This is a genomic window from Pseudomonas sp. YA1 (assembly GCF_058680555.1).
Genome location: NZ_JBZWBG010000028.1, coordinates 73,332 through 88,839, shown reverse-complemented (window position 1 = coordinate 88,839; position 15,508 = coordinate 73,332). Strand labels below are relative to the sequence as shown.

The 15,508-nt window shown below is 68.9% G+C and carries 3 protein-coding genes; 2 read left to right on the top strand and 1 reads right to left on the bottom strand.

The window, feature by feature from the left end; genetic code table 11:
* The first annotated feature begins 532 nt into the window (after positions 1-532).
* The gene (locus tag AC4OR5_RS29230) at positions 533-847 is read left to right on the top strand and encodes a hypothetical protein (protein WP_003113065.1); all 315 of its coding nucleotides are present in this window, start codon (positions 533-535) and stop codon (positions 845-847) included.
* 581 nt (positions 848-1,428) lie between these two features.
* On the top strand, positions 1,429-1,941 hold the full coding sequence (locus AC4OR5_RS29225) for a BRO-N domain-containing protein (RefSeq protein WP_004355475.1): 513 nt from the start codon (positions 1,429-1,431) through the stop codon (positions 1,939-1,941).
* 485 nt (positions 1,942-2,426) lie between these two features.
* On the opposite strand, the gene pvdL is transcribed toward AC4OR5_RS29225, so the two are convergent.
* A complete protein-coding gene (gene pvdL / locus AC4OR5_RS29220; RefSeq protein WP_116271297.1) occupies positions 2,427-15,455 on the bottom strand; it encodes a pyoverdine non-ribosomal peptide synthetase/polyketide synthase PvdL in 13,029 nt (4,342 codons plus the stop codon).
* Positions 15,456-15,508: the final 53 nt, after the last annotated feature.

Genomic DNA, 15,508 nt, shown 5'->3' with positions numbered 1-15,508 from the left:
TCAGGGCTCGGGAGTTGCAACACCACTCCATGAAGCCGGATATACGGATGCAGTCGTACACAGGTTTGAAATCAAGACAAACACTGGCAAACCGGGAGGGGTCCATATACGAATAACCGATCGCGGTTATCCGCCGCTTATCCGCGACATCGGCGGATAACGCCCATGGCGTTATTTGCCCTACGCACCCCGGAAACGCCGGACAGCGTCCCAACTCCGTAGGGCGAATAACCGCTCGCGGTTATCCGCCGCTTATCCGGGGTATCGGCGGATACCGCCTGTGGCGGTATTCGCCCTACAGGCCCTGGAAACGCCGGACAGCTCCCCCGGACATTTCCGCAGGCTCTCTCAGAAGCCCGGGAATTGGATAAAAACCCAGTAGGAGGATGATGGAGGGGCCGGCAAATCCATCCCGCAGGGACAGGACCGAACGGCACTGCCCTCTATTTTCTGAGGGCAAAAAAGACGCGGGCCGCAGGTGGTGGAACACCTACGACCCGCTAACCACAAACCAGCTTATAGGAGCTGACCCATGGCTAAGCCGAATGATACGTCCAACCCCGAGGTAACAGAATCGTCCCCCCGCTTCGTCCCGCTGCTACCCACCTCCCAGGCCGACATGTGTCCGCGTAGCGCCACCCTGTACGTGGACACCCATGCACTCCCCACGCACTTGTTCGACAACGCGAAAGTGCGCTTGAGGTCGGCGATCAACATCCTGGCCATGACCCGTTTGCTCGATGAGAAAGAAGAGCCCGGCGGCACCCTGGCCTACATCAACGGTGCGTTGCTGTCGCTGCTCAGCGATGCCTTGTCCGAAATCGAGGCGGGCCACCCGAGCCTGTAGCGCCGCTTCCCGGCGCGACGCCCCCGGCCTGGCCGGGGGCTTTGCGGCATCGCCCATCACAGGACCTTTCGCGCCCGAACGGCACGCTTGATCGCCGTCCCGGTCCTCGCGAAACGGCCGCCAATTGCCCGAAGCTTCCGACCCTTTTTTCGGACGATTTCTTACGCCCTTATAAATCAGCAAGTTACGAGACCTCGAAAAAAGAGGGTTTCTGGCAGGGAAAAACCCGCCGCTCCTGTTTTCCACCAAATGGCTATAGGTTTTCCGGGCCAGCCCAGTGCCACGCAGATAACCAGGAAATGCTCAGGGAACGGGTTCGGCTGCGAGCAGTTCACCGCCATATAGACAGTGGACAAGAGCCTACCCTCATAGGCCTAGCTGTTCAGCGGGCTTGTGCCATCGGAGACTTCGTACAAGGCTTAGCCATTGCCGTCCTACAGGCGCTGTCAGTAGGCTTTTTTCGCCGGCGACTTCGGTTCCCGGCAGGCCACAGCCTGCTGGCCCAACACCCACGAGCGGCCTGTCTCCCTGCCGCGCCGGCAGAAGCCAGGCAGCGGACAGCTCAGAGAAGGATTTCTCCTATGCACGGCCATACCCAGCTTGCCCCGCACTACTTCTTCCGACAGCAGCGATTGCTGCGCGCGCTGCTGATCGACGACCAGGCCTGGTTCGTCCTCGACGACTTCGCCCGGCTCATCGAACACAGCCAGCCCGAACAGATGCTCGCCCGCCTGGACGACGACCAGGCGCGCCGCGAGTCGTTGCGTTCCGAACGTGGCGAAGACCAGGCGCAGTGGCTGATCAGCGAGTCCGGCGCGTATGCCGCGCTGATCTACCAGCAGCGCGGCGATGGCGGCGAATTACGCCGCTGGCTCAGCGGCGAGGTGGTGCCGGAGTTGCGCAGTGCCACCGACGACAGCGGCATGCCGCGCTACGTCAAGTTACGCTGGGAGCGCCAGGTGGTGCACATGCTCGACTGGCAGGGCAAGCTCTGGGTGAATTTCAGCGAGATGCCCGACCTCCTCGAACGCCAGGGCGAGCCCATGGTGCAACTGGGTTGGCGACGCTGGTTGAGCAAGTTGCGCCCGCTGTAGGCGCCGCTCTGGCGTCGTGTTGGGCGGGGCCTGTCAGTTCTGCCAGCTTAAGCGGCGCGGCGCCATCCATTAACAATAGAGCAACGACTCGGGCCTAGCCTCTCCTTTCCCACGGACAGCACGAAACCGCTGGCATGAAGATAACGCGAAACCTTCTGGACGATCTCTACACGGATGACCAGGGCAGCCAGGACCTGACGGGCCTCCGTCAGCCTCGCAAGATGCGTCGTGAAACCAAGGAGAAGCCGCGCAAGCGAACGCTGCGCGACTCCCGGCCGGACCGTCCCCTGTAGGAGCTACGCTCGCCTAGCGGGCGGGTTCGCCGCTCCGAACGCCCCTCTCCCTCAAGGTCAGAGGGCTGGTTTGCCTAGAACGAATTTGTAGAAAGGCCCGCCAAGGACGCCCGGGCGTCTTCGGCGGGCCTTTTTCATGCCTTTCCGCCACGCGCCCCGCACAGGTATCCGGCCTGTGGCGGGGCGCGTGCCTCAGAGCATTTCCAGCTTCGACATCAGGTCGTTCAGGCGCTCGGCCTTCTGCTCGCTGATCTCGCTCGGGGCCAGGGACTCGATGTAGCTGGCCAGCTCTTCCACCGTGGTGCATTCGAACATCGCCCGTAGCGGCACGTTGCGTTGCAGGGCCTTCTGCACCCGCGAGGCGATCTGGGTGGCCAGCAGCGAATGCCCGCCGAGTTCGAAGAAGTTGTCGAACACCCCGACCCGCTCGACCTTCAGCACCTCGGCCCAGATCCGTGCCAGGGTTTCCTCCAGTTCGTTGCGCGGGGCCTGGTAGGCCTGGTTCTGCATCTGGCCGATGTCCAGCGCCGGCAGCGCCTTGCGATCGAGCTTGCCGTTGGCGTTGAGCGGCATCCGGTCCAGCACCAGCCAGTGCAGCGGCACCATGTAGTCCGGCAGGTCGGCGCGCAGTTGCTGCTTGATCCGCTCGAACCAGGCGCCCTGCTCCACCATCAGTCCGGCCGGCGAGTCGGCGCTGGAACGCGGTGTCTCGCCGGGAACCAGGTAGCCCACCAGATACTTGCCGTTCGCCCCTTCCTGGACCGCCACCGCCGCCTCGCGGACGTCGGCGCGTTCGTGCAGGCGCGCCTCGATCTCGCCCAGCTCGATGCGGAAGCCGCGGATCTTCACCTGATGGTCGATCCGCCCGACATATTCCAGCACCCCGTCGGCGCGCCGCCGCGCCAGGTCGCCGGTACGGTACAGACGCTCGCCCGGCGCGCCGAACGGATGCGGGACGAAGGCCTGGGCGGTGCGCAGCGGGTCGCCGACGTAGCCACGACCGACGCCGGTGCCGGCCACGCACAGCTCGCCCACCGCGCCCAGCGGCACCAGTTCGAAGGCGTCGTCGGCGCCGGCGCCGAGCAGGTACAGGCGGTTGTTGTCGGTGGGACTGCCGATCGGCAGGTAGGTGCTCTCGGTGGAGGCCAGGTCGACGCGGAAGAACGCCACGTCGTCGGAACACTCCGCCGGCCCGTAGGCATTCACCAGGCCGATCCGCGGGTAGCGCTTGAGCCACTGGCGCGCCAGTTCCGGCGGCATCGCCTCGCCGGTGGGCAACATCCAGCGCAGGCCGTCGAGGGCCTGGCGCTCTTCGGCGAGCATGCCCTGGATCAGCGACGGCACGCTTTCCAGCACCGTGATGCCCTGTTCGCCGACGTGCGCCAGCAGGCCCTGCGGATCGTGGGCGATGGCGTTCGGTACGATCGCCACGCGGGCGCCGAACAACGGCGCGGCAAGGAACTGCCAGACCGAGATGTCGAAGCTCTGCGAGGCGGTCTGGGCGATCACGTCGTTCTCATCCAGTTCCAGGTACGGGACCTTGCTCAACTGGTTGTTGAGCATGCCCGCCTGCTCCACCATCACGCCCTTCGGCAGTCCGGTGGAGCCGGAGGTGTAGATCACGTAGGCGAGGTTCTGCGGCCCGCTGTAGACCTCCGGATCATGCTCGGCGCCCTCGCCCTGCTGGATCTCGTCCCACACCAGCAGGCGCGGCCGGTCGACGCAGCCGAGTTCGTCGAACAGCGCCAGCGCCTGCTCGCGGCAGGCCTGGGTGCAGACCAGCACCGGCGTGCGGCTCAGCTCGACGATCCGGGTCAGGCGCTGGGTCGGATGGCCGGGGTCGAGCGGCAGGTAGCCGGCACCGGCCTTGAAGCTGCCGACGATCATGCCGAGCAGGTCGAGGCCGCGCTCGGCCAGCAGTGCCACCGGCTGGTCGATGCCGACGCCGGCGGCGCGCAGGGCGTGGCCGAGACGGTTGGCCCGGCGGTTCAGCTCGGCGTAGCTCCAGCGCTGCTCCAGGCAACTGGCGGCGATGCGCTGCGGATGGGCCGCCACCTGCGCCTCGAACAGCCGCACGTAGCCTTGCTCCAGCGGGTAGTCGCGGGCGCTGCGGTTGCAGCCGTCAAGGAGGAAGTCGCGCTCGTCCTCGCCGAGCAGCGGCAAGGCCTCCAGTTCGCCATGGAAACCGTCGGCCAGGGCCAGCAGCAGGCGCTTGAACTCGCCGAGCAGGCGCTCGACGGTCGGCGCCTCGAAGTAGCGCTGGTCGTAGGACAGGTGCAGGCCGAGGTCATCGCCCGGATAGCAGACCACGGTCAACGGGAAGTTGGTGTGGGTACGCCCGGAGTCGGAACTGGCGTTCAGGCTCTGCGCGCGGTCCAGCACCGAGACTTCCACCGGGGCGTTCTCGAACACGAACAGGCTGTCGAACAGCGGCTGGCCCTTGGGCAGCTCACTGCTTTCCTGGATGGCCACCAGGGGCAGGTGCTCGTGCTCGCGCAACTCCAGGTTGCGCTCGAACAGCCGGTTCAGCCATTCGCGCACCGTGCAGCGCTGGCCGGCGGCCGGCATCTGCACGCGCAATGGGATGCTGTTGATGAACAGGCCGACGGTGCGCTGCATTTCCGGCATGCCCACCGGGCGCCCGGCCACGGTGACGCCGAACAGCACGTCGCGCTCGCCGCTGAAGCGGCGCAGGGTCAGCGCCCAGGCGGCCTGGGCGAAGGTGTTGACGGTGAGCTGGTAGCGCTGCGCCAGTTCGCGCAGGCGCGCGCCGTCGGCGGCGTCCAGACGCGTGTAGCGGTCACCGACGATCATCCCGCCGCTCTCGCCGGCGTGCTCGCGGAGGAACGGTCGGTCGCTGGGTACCAGGGTCGGCCGCTCGAAGCCGCGCAGGCTCTCGCTCCACCAGCGGCGCGATTGCTCCAGGTCCTGGCGTTGCAGCCAGGCGATGTAGTCGCGGTAGCGCGGCGGCGTCGGCAGGTTCGCCGGGCGGCCTTCGCCGAGGGCACTGTAGATCTCGAAGAAGTCGTTCATCAGCAGGCCACGGCACCAGGCATCGATGAGGATGTGGTGGTTGCTCATCATGAACCAGTAGCGCGCCTCGCCCAGGCGGATCAGGCGCAGGTGGAACGGCGGCTGTTCGAGCAAATCGAAGCCGGCCTCGCGCTCGCGCTTGTGCAGCGCTTGCAGGCGCTCCTCGTGGCCGTCCTCCGGCAGTTCGCTCCAGTCGAGGAACTCGATGCGGGTGCGACCGGGCTTGTGGATCACCTGCAACATCGTTTCGCCGGCATTCCAGACGAACGACGCGCGCAGCGCCTCGTGGCGGGCCACCACCGCCTGCCAGGCGGCGGCGAAGCGCTCGGGATCGAGCGGGCTGTCGATCCGGTAGCGGTCCTGCATGTAGTAGATGCCGGTGCCCGGTTCCAACAGGGTGTGCAACAGCAACCCTTCCTGCATCGGGGTCAGCGGATAGACGTCCTCGATCTCGCCGGCCGGCACCGCCAGGGCGTCCAGTTGCGCCTGGCTCAGTTGCGCCAGCGGGAAGTCGGACGGGGTCAGGCCGCCGGCGCCGTCTTCCAGGCAATGCTCGATCAGCGCCTGCAGTTCGGCGAGATAGGCCTGCGCCAGCTCGTTCACCGTCCGCGCGTCGTAGCGCTCGCGGCTGTAGGTCCAGCGCAGCACCAGCTCACCGCCGTAGACCTGGCCATCGACGCTCAGCTCGTTGGGCAACGGCGCCTGCTCGTCGTGGATCGGCCCGGTGGGCTGGTCCAGCGGCTGGAACAGGGCGTCGGCGAAGCTCTGGTCGAACTGGCCGAGGTAGTTGAAGGTGATCGGCGCCGTCGGCAGCGCGGCCATCGCCTGGCGCACCGCCGGATCGGCGAGGTAGCGCAGCACGCCGTAGCCGAGGCCTTTGTGCGGCACCGCGCGGAGCTGTTCCTTGATCGCCTTGATCGACTCGCCCGGGCTCTGCGCCGGGGTCAGGCGCAACGGGTAGGCGCTGGTGAACCAGCCGACGCTGCGGGTCAGGTCGATATCGTCGAACAGCGCCTCGCGGCCATGCCCTTCCAACTGCACCAGCATCGACGGCTGCCCGCTCCAGCGGCAGAGCACGCGAGCGAGGGCGGTCAGCAGCAGGTCGTTGACCTGGGTGCGGTAGGCCGCCGGCGCCTGTTGCAGCAATTGCCGGGTACGTTGCGGGTCAAGCCGCAGGCTGACACTTTCCGCCAGCGCCTCGCGGTTGTCGCCCTGCGGGCGGTCGCATGGCCACTCGGCCGACTGCCCGCCCAGCCGGGCTTGCCACCAGCCCAGCTCTTCGCGCAGCGATTCGCTGCCGGCGTAGGCCTGCAGGCGTCCGGCCCAGTCGCAGAAGGCGCTGGTCTTGGCCGGCAACGCCGGTTCGGCGCCCTCGGCGAACTGAAGGTAGACCTGTTGCAGGTCCTCCAGCAGCACCCGCCAGGACACCCCGTCCACCACCAGGTGGTGGATCGCCAGCAGCAGGCGTTGCTCGCCGGCCGGGCCGTCCACCAGCACCGCGCGCAGCAGCGGCCCCTGTTCGAGGTCGAGGCTGCGCTGGGCCTTGGCGAACAGCTCGGCGCATTCGTCGAAGGATTGCACCGGGACGTGCCAGAGCAGTTCCTGTTCGCGCAGCGGACGATGCTGCGCCAGCCACTCGCCGTCGACCTGGCGGAACGCCAGGCGCAGGGCGTCATGCTGTTCGACCAGGCGTTGCAGGGACTTGCGCAGCAGGCCGAGGTCGAGGGCCTGCCGCGGCTGCAACAGCAGCGACTGGTTCCAGTGTTCGCGGCGCGCCAGCGGCAGGTCGAAGAACCAGTGCTGGATCGGCGTCAGCGCGCTGTCGCCCTGCACCGGCCCCTGCTCGGCCTGGCTGGCCTGGCTGTGCCGGGCCACCGAGGCGAGGCTCTGCACGGTCTGGTGCTGGAACAGGTCGCGGGGGCTGAAGTGGATGCCGAGCTGGCGGGCGCGGCTGACCACCTGGATCGACAGGATCGAATCGCCGCCCAGTTCGAAGAAGTTGTCGCCGAGGCCTACCCGCTCGACGTTCAGCACCTCGCGCCAGACCCCGGCCAGTTGCTGCTCCAGCAGGCTGCGCGGGGCCTCGTAGGCCTGCCGGTTGAGCGCCGGGTCGGGTGCCGGCAGCGCGCGGCGGTCGAGCTTGCCGTTGGCGGTCAGCGGCAGGCTGGCGAGCAACAGCAGGTGGGCCGGCACCATGTAGTCCGGCAATTGCTGCTTGAGGTGCGTTTTCAGCGCCTCGCGCAGCGCCGCCTGGGCGTCCTCGTCCTGCTCGGCCACCGCGCTGGCGACATAACCGGCCAACTGCTTGCCACTCGGGCTGTCGAGCGCCAGGACCAGCGCTTCGCGAACCTGCGGATGCTCCAGCAGGCGCGCCTCGATCTCGCCCAGTTCGATGCGGAAGCCGCGGATCTTCACCTGGTGGTCGATGCGGCCGACATATTCCACCTGGCCGTTGTCGCACAGGCGCACCAGGTCGCCGGTGCGGTACAGGCGGCCGCCCTCGGCAGCGAAGGGATCGGGCACGAAGCGCTCGGCGCTGAGCGCCGGACGCTCATGGTAGCCGCGCGCCAGGCCGGCGCCGCCGACGTAGAGTTCGCCGGTCGCGCCCTGCGGCACCAGGGCCAGGTCGGCATCCAGGATGTAGGCGACCCGCGCACCGACCACGCTGCCGATCGGCACGCTGGCGGCGCCCTCCTCCAGGCGTTCGGGAGCCAGGCAGGCCAGCGGCATGACCACCGTCTCGGTCGGTCCGTAGGCATTGAAGAACGACGCCGGGGCGAAGGCCTGGCGAATCCGCTGCAGGTGCTCGCCGGTCAGCGCCTCGCCGCCGGTGATGCACATGCGCACCGGCAACTGCCGGCCCTGGCTCTCCAGCCACTGGGCGAGCTGGCTGCCGTAGCTCGGGGTGAAGCCGAGGATGCTCACGCCCTCCGCGCGGATCAGCTCGCAGATTTCCTCCGCGCCCCACTGGCCCTGGGCCCGCAGCACCACGCGGGCACCGCACAGCAACGGGGCCAGCAGGCGCTCGCTGGCGGCGTCGAAGTTGATCGAATAGAAGTGCAGTTCGCAATCCTCGGCGCGCATGCCGAAGCGCTCGATCACCGCGGCGCAGTGCATGGCGATCTCGCCGTGGGAGACCGCCACGCCCTTCGGCTTGCCGGTGGAGCCGGAGGTATAGATCAGGTAGGCCTGGTGCTGCGGCCCGCTCAGCGCTGCCAGCGGCGCGGGGTCTTCGGCGTCCAGCGCCGGGCCGTCCTCCTCGAGGCACCAGCGCGCCACGCCCGCCGGCAGCTCGCCGAGGGCCTCGAACAGCGCCGCGTGGCTGAGCAGCAGGCGTACGCCGCTGTCCTCGATCATGTATTGCAGGCGCTCCAGCGGATATTCCGGGTCCAGCGGCACGTAGGCGCCGCCGGCCTTGAGGATCGCCAGCAGGCCGACGACCATCTCCAGCGAACGCTCCAGGGCCAGGCCGACCCGCACTTCCGGGCCGACGCCATGACTGCGCAGGACGCGCGCCAGGCGGTTGGAGCGGGCGTCGAGTTCGGCATAGCTCAGGGTCTGTCCGGCGAAGGTCAGCGCCGGGGCCTGGGGGCTGGCCGCCACGCGGGCGGCGAACAGGCCATGGAGGGTGTCCTGGAGCCCTGCCTCGCCAGCCGTGCCGGCGAGCAGCAGTTGCTTCCGCTCCTCGGCGGCGAACAGCGGCAATTCGGCAATGCGCCGCTGCGGGTCGCCCAGCAGCGCCTCCAGCAGGTTCTGCCAGTGTCCGGCCATCCGCGCGATGCGCGGTTCGTCGAACAGGTCGCGGCTGTAGGTCAGGCAGCAGCCGAGGCGCTGGTCGAGGTCGGTGACCTCCAGGTTGAGGTCGAACTTGGTCGCCCGCGCATCGTTGGCGATGTACTCGACCGTCATCCCGGCCAGTTGCCGGGTCTGCTGGAACTCCCAGCGCTGGACGTTGCACATCACCTGGAACAACGGGTTGTAGGCGGCGCTGCGCGGCGGTTGCAGGGCTTCCACCAGGTGGTCGAACGGCAGGTCCTGGTGCGACTGGCCATCGATCACGGTCTGCCGCACCTGCTCCAGCAGCTCACCGACGCTCATCTGTCCGTCGAGCCGGCAGCGCAGCACCTGGGTATTGAGGAAGGCGCCGATCAGCCCTTCGCTCTCCGGGCGGATGCGGTTCGCCACCGGCGCGCCGATGCGCAGGTCCTGCTGGCCGCTGTAGCGGTAGAGCAAGGCCGCAAGGGTGGCGGTCATGGTCATGAACATGGTCAGTCCGCGGGCGGCGTTGAAGCGGCGCACGCGCTCAGCCAGCTCGGGGCTCAGGTCGAAGCGGTAGAGGTCGCCCTGGTGGCTCTGCACCGGCGGGCGTGGCCGGTCGCCCGGCAGTTCGAGCAGCGGATGCTCGTTGCCCAGCTGGGCCTTCCAGTAGTCGAGCTGGCGCTGGCGCTCGCCGCTCTCCAGCCACTCGCGCTGCCACACGCTGTAGTCCAGGTACTGGACCGGCAACGGCTCCAGCGGCGATTCGCGGTCGTCGAGGAAGGCCTCGTAGAGCGCGCCCAGTTCGCGGGCGAAGATGTCCATCGCCCAGCCTTCGGTGACGATGTGGTGCAGGGTCACCACCAGGTAGTGCTCGCGCTCGGCCATCTTCACCATGCAGACCCGCAGCAACGGCCCGCTCTCAAGATCGAAGGGCCGGTGCGCCTCGCTGTCGGCGAGGGTCTGCAGGTGCTGCTGGCGACTGTCGCGGTCGAGCGCGGAGAAGTCCTGCCAGTCCATGTGCAGGCCGCCATCGCTATGTACGCGCTGTACCGGCACGCCGTCGACGCTGGGGAACGTGGTGCGCAGGGTCTCGTGGCGCTGCACCAGGGCCTGTAGCGCGGCCTCGAAGCGCGCCACGTCCAGCGGCCCGCTCAGGCGCGCCAGGCCGCCGACGTTATAGGCCGGGCTGTCCGGCTCCAGTTGCCAGAGGAACCACATGCGCTGCTGCGAGTAGGACAGCGGCACCGGCTGCTCGCGGTCGATGCGGCGGATCGCGCCGTGGCTGTCGGTACGTCCGGCAGCCTGGGCTGCGCGGACCTGTTCGCAGAAGGCCTCCAGTTCGCTGGCCTCGAACAGCGCGCGCAACGGCAGTTCGACGTCGCAGGCCTGGCGTGTGCGCGAGACGATGCGGGTGGCCAGCAGGGAATGCCCGCCGAGTTCGAAGAAATCGTCGCGCAGGCCGACCCGCGGCAGGCCGAGCACTTCGCTCCAGATCGCGGCAATGCGCCGTTGCAGCTCGGTCCGCGGCTCGACGTGCTCGCGCTGCTGCCAGACCGGCTCCGGCAGCGCCCGCGTATCCAGCTTGCCGCTCGGGCCAAGGGGCATCTGCGCCAGGCGCATCAACTGTGCCGGAACCATGTATTCCGGCAGTTCGGCCTGTAGCGCGGCGCGCAGACGCTGGTTCTGCTCGGCTTCCGCCTCGGCGCCGGCAGCCCCGGTGTAGTAGCCGACCAACTGGCTGCCGGCCACGCCTTCGCGGATCACCACCACCGCCTGGGCCACCCCCGGCTGCGCCAGCAGGCGTGCCTGGATCTCCTCCGGCTCGATGCGGAAGCCACGCAGCTTGACCTGCTGGTCGAGGCGGCCGAGGTATTCCAGCACGCCGTCGGCGTTCCAGCGCGCGCGGTCGCCGGTGCGGTACAGGCGCTCGCCGTCGGCCGAGAACGGATCGGCGACGAAGCGCTCGGCGCTCAGCGCCGGGCGCCCCAGGTAGCCACGGGCCAGGCCCAGGCCGCCGATGCACAGCTCGCCGGCGACGCCGGCCGGCAGCAGGTTGAACTCGGCGTCCAGTACGCGGCAGACCACGTTGCCCAGCGGTCGGCCGATCGGCGAACGCTCGCCGTCTTCCGCGCGGCATTGCCAGTGGGTGACGTTGATGGCGGTCTCGGTCGGTCCGTAGCGGTTATGCAGGGCCACCGCCGGCAGGCGTTGCAACACGCGGTTGCGCAGCTCCGCCGGAAGCGCCTCGCCGCCGGAGAACAAGCGGCGCAGGCTGCCGCAGGCGGCGACGCCGGGTTCGTCGATGAACAGTTGCAGCAGCGGCGGCACGAAGTGCAGCGTGGTCACCCCGAACTGCCGCACCAGTTCCACCAGGCGCGCCGGATCGCGGTGCTCGCCGGGGGCGGCGAGGACCAGCCGGCAACCGGTGACCAGCGGCCAGAAGCACTCCCACACCGACACGTCGAAGCTCACCGGCGCCTTCTGCATCAGCACGTCGTCGCCGTCGAGGGCGTAGGTCGCCTGCATCCATTGCAGGCGCTCGGCCAGCGCCGCGTGGGTATTGCCCACGCCCTTCGGCTGGCCGGTGGAACCGGAGGTGTAGATGACGTAGGCGAGATTGTCGCCGTGCAGGTGCAGGCCCGGTGCCTGGCTCGGCCAGTTGTCGAGCTTGAGGCTGTCCAGGCAGATCGGCGTGACGCCCTCCGCGCCAGGCAGGCGCTCGAACAGATGGGCCTGGGTCAGTAGCAACTCGACGCCGCTGTCGGCGAGCATGTAGGCCAGGCGTTCGCTGGGGTAGTCCGGGTCCAGCGGCACGTAGGCGCCGCCCGCCTTGACGATCGCCAGCAGACCGACCAGCAGTTGCGGCGAACGCTCGGCGCAGATCGCTACCCGCACGTCCGGGCCGACGCCCTTGTCGCGCAGGTAGTGGGCCAGGCGGTTGGCCCGGGCGTGCAGTTCGGCGTAGCCGAGGCTGCCGCCGTCCCACTCCAGGGCGACGCGTTCGGCGGACTGCGCCAGTTGCCGCTCCAGCAGCTCCGGCAGCCAGGCGCGCGCCGGCTCGCAGGGCGCGCTGCCCCATTCGGCGAGGCGCGCCGCCTGCTCGGCGTCGACCAGGGCGATATCGCCGAGGCAGCGCTGCGGGTCTTCCGCGACCTGGCGCAGCAACTCCAGGTATTGCGCGGCGAAACGCCGGATACTGGCCTCGTCGAAGAGGTCCGCGGCGTAGTCGAAATTCAGGGTCAGGCGACCGCGAGCGTCCTCCTCGCTCTGCAGTTGCAGGTCGAACTTGGCTTCGCGGCTGTGCCAGGGCAGCTCGTCGGCGAGCAGGCCAGGCAGCCGGCGCAACGCCGACAGGTCGCGCTGCTGGTGGTTGAACAGCACCTGGAACAACTGGCCGCCCTGGCCGCAGGCCGCGAGCACCTGGTCGAACGGCAGGTCCTGGTTGGCCTGGGCGCCGAGGGTCGCCTCGCGAGCCTCGCCGAGCAATGCGGCGAACGGCTGGCGCGCCCGGGGCGTGCCGCGCAGGACCAGGGTGTTGATGAAGAAGCCGACCAGCCCCTGGGTTTCCAGGCGCTGGCGGTTGGCGCTGGGCACGCCGATGCGGATCTCGCCCTGCCCGCTGTGGCGATGCAGCAGCGCCTGGAACGCCGCCAGCAGCCACATGAAGACACTCGCCTCATGGTCCAGCGCGGCCTCGCGGATAGCCCGCGCCAGGGCTTCGTCGACCCGCAGGCTGTAGCGCGCGGCCGGCGACGCCTGGCGCGCCGTGCGCGGATGGTCGGTGGCCAGTTCCAGCACCGGCGCCGCGTCGCCCAGGCGCTCCCGCCAGTAGGCCAGTTGGCGGGCGCCCTCGCCCGCGTCCAGCCACTGCCGTTGCCAGGCGGCGAATTCGGCGTAGTGCAGTTCCAGCGGCGCCAGGTCGGCCGGCTGGCCACCGCAGGCTTCGGCGTAGAGCCGCGAGAATTCGTCGAGCAGCAGGTTCAGCGACCAACCATCGGCGACGATGTGATGCAGGGTGACCCAGAGCTGGTGCTCCTGTTCGTCCAGGCGCACCAGGCTGATCCGCAGCAGCGGCCCCTTTTCCAGGTCGAACGGCTGCTGCGCCTCGGCTTCGCGGCGCTGCGCGGCAGCCGCGGCGCGTTCGTGCTCGGCCAGCGCGGCGAGGTCGACGAACTGCCAGGCGAACTCGCCCCGCTCGTCGATACGCTGCAAGGCCGCGCCGTCGCGCTCGAGGAAACGCGTGCGCAGCGCTTCGTGGCGTTCGACCAGGCGCTGGAAGCTGGCGCGCAGCGCCGCTTCGTCCAGCTCGCCGCGCAGGCGCAGGCCGCCGGGGATGTTGTAGGCGGCGCTCTGCGGATCGATCTGCCAGGTCAGCCAGAGACGCTGCTGCGCCGCCGACTGCGGCAGGTCGACACCGCGCGGCAGGTGCGCCATCGGTGCCTCGGCCGGCAGGCCGGCGGCCAGTTGGCGGGCCACCGTGGCGCTGAAGGCCTGCAGGGTCGGCGCCTCGAACAGTTGGCGCAGGTCGAGGGCAACGCCGAGACTGTCGCGCACCTGGGCGACCACCTGGGCGGCGCCGATGGAATTGCCGCCAAGCAGGAAGAAGTGATCGCGCGGCGCTACCTGCGCCACGCCCAGCCGGGCCTTCCAGATCTCGCCGATGCGTGCCAGCAGTTCGTCGTCGCCTGCCGGCGGCTGCGCCTCCTGCACGGCCTGGAGGCCGGGAAACAGCGCATAGCTGTCCAGGCTGCCGTCTTCCAGGCGCAGGCGGCAGGCGGAACGTTGCAGCTTGCCGCTGGATGTTTTCGGCAAGGCGCCGGGATTGAGCAGCGCCACCACCTTCGGCGCTTCCTGGTAGGCCTCGGCCACAGCCTGGCGGATCGAGTCGATCAGCTCCTGGGCCGGCACCGACTTCTGGACGCCGCGACCGATCTCGGCGGCAATGCCGATACCTTCCTCGCCATCGACCGTGACCGCGAAGGCCGCGACCCTGCCCTTGCGCGCCGACGGCACCTCGCTCTCGACGGTGCGCTCGATGTCCTGCGGATAGAGGTTGTGGCCGCGGACGATGAGCATGTCCTTCAGGCGCCCGGTGACGAACAGTTCGCCGTCGCGGAGGAAACCAAGATCGCCGGTGCGCAGCCAGGTGCGCCCGTCACGCTCGACGAAGGTCTTCGCCGAGGCTTCCGGGTTGCGCCAGTAGCCGTGGGCGATGCTCGGTCCGGCGGCCCAGATCTCGCCGACGTTGTCGTCGCCGAGAACCTCGCCGCTCGCCGCGTCGACGATCAGCACGGCGTGTTCCGGCTGGCTGCGGCCGCAGCACATCAGCACGCTGCCTGCGCCTTCGGCGATGCGGTTGCGCGCCAGCGCCTCGCCATCCACCGCCAGGGCGGGAATGCCCTGGCCGCGCTGGCCGCCGGTGACGAACAGGGTCGCCTCGGCGAGGCCGTAGCAGGCGAAGAAACTGGACGCGTCGAAGCGGCTGGCGGCGAATTTCTCGGCGAAGCGTTCCAGGCTGTCCTGGCGGATCGGCTCGGAACCGGAGAAGGCTACCCGCCAGCCGCTCAGGTCGAGACGCTGCAGGGCCGACTCGGCGACCCGCTCGCTGCACAGCCGGTAGGCGAAATCGGGACCGCCGCTGACGGTGCCGCCGTACTGGCTGATGGCTTCCAGCCAGCGCACCGGACGTTCGAGGAAGTAGCGCGGCGACATCAGCACGCAGGGTACGCCGCTGAAGATCGGTTGCAGCAGGCCGCCGATCAGGCCCATGTCGTGGTACAGCGGCAGCCAGCTGACGATCACGTCGTCGGCACCGATGCCGAAGCCTCGGCGGATCAGCACCTCGTTGGCGACCAGGTTGCCATGGCTGACCTGCACGCCCTTGGGCAATGCGGTTGAACCGGAGGTGTACTGGAGGAAGGCGATGTGCTCGGGACGCACTTGCGGCTCGTCCCAGGCCTCGGCAACGGCCGGGTCCAACTGGTCGACGCAGAGCAGTTGCGGGGCGTTGGCGGCGGACAGTTGCGCGTTCATCTGCAGCAATGGCTCGCGCAGGTCAGCGGTGGTCAGGACCAGGCGCGGCTCGGCGTCGGCGATGATCGACAACAGGCGTTCCTGGTGATGGCGGCGCGCCGACTCCGGCGGATAGGCCGGCACCGCGATGACCCCGGCATACAGGCAACCGAAGAACGCCGCGACGTAGTCGGGGCCGCTGGGAAACAGCAGCACCGCGCGATCGCCCAGCTGCGCATGGGCCTGCAGGGCCGCGGCGATGCTCCGCGCGCGCAGGTCGAGATCGCGATAGCTGAGGACCACGCCTTCGCCATCGTCCTCGGCGAGGAAGCGCAGCGCCAGGCGCTCGGGCTCCTGGACGGCGCGGCGACGCAGGGCCTGGACCAGGGTGGTGGGAAGTTCGAAGGCGTCCATCATGTGTTTTCCTGCCTGAATTCGGCTTGCAATCGAGTTCTAGTGAGTCTCCGGAA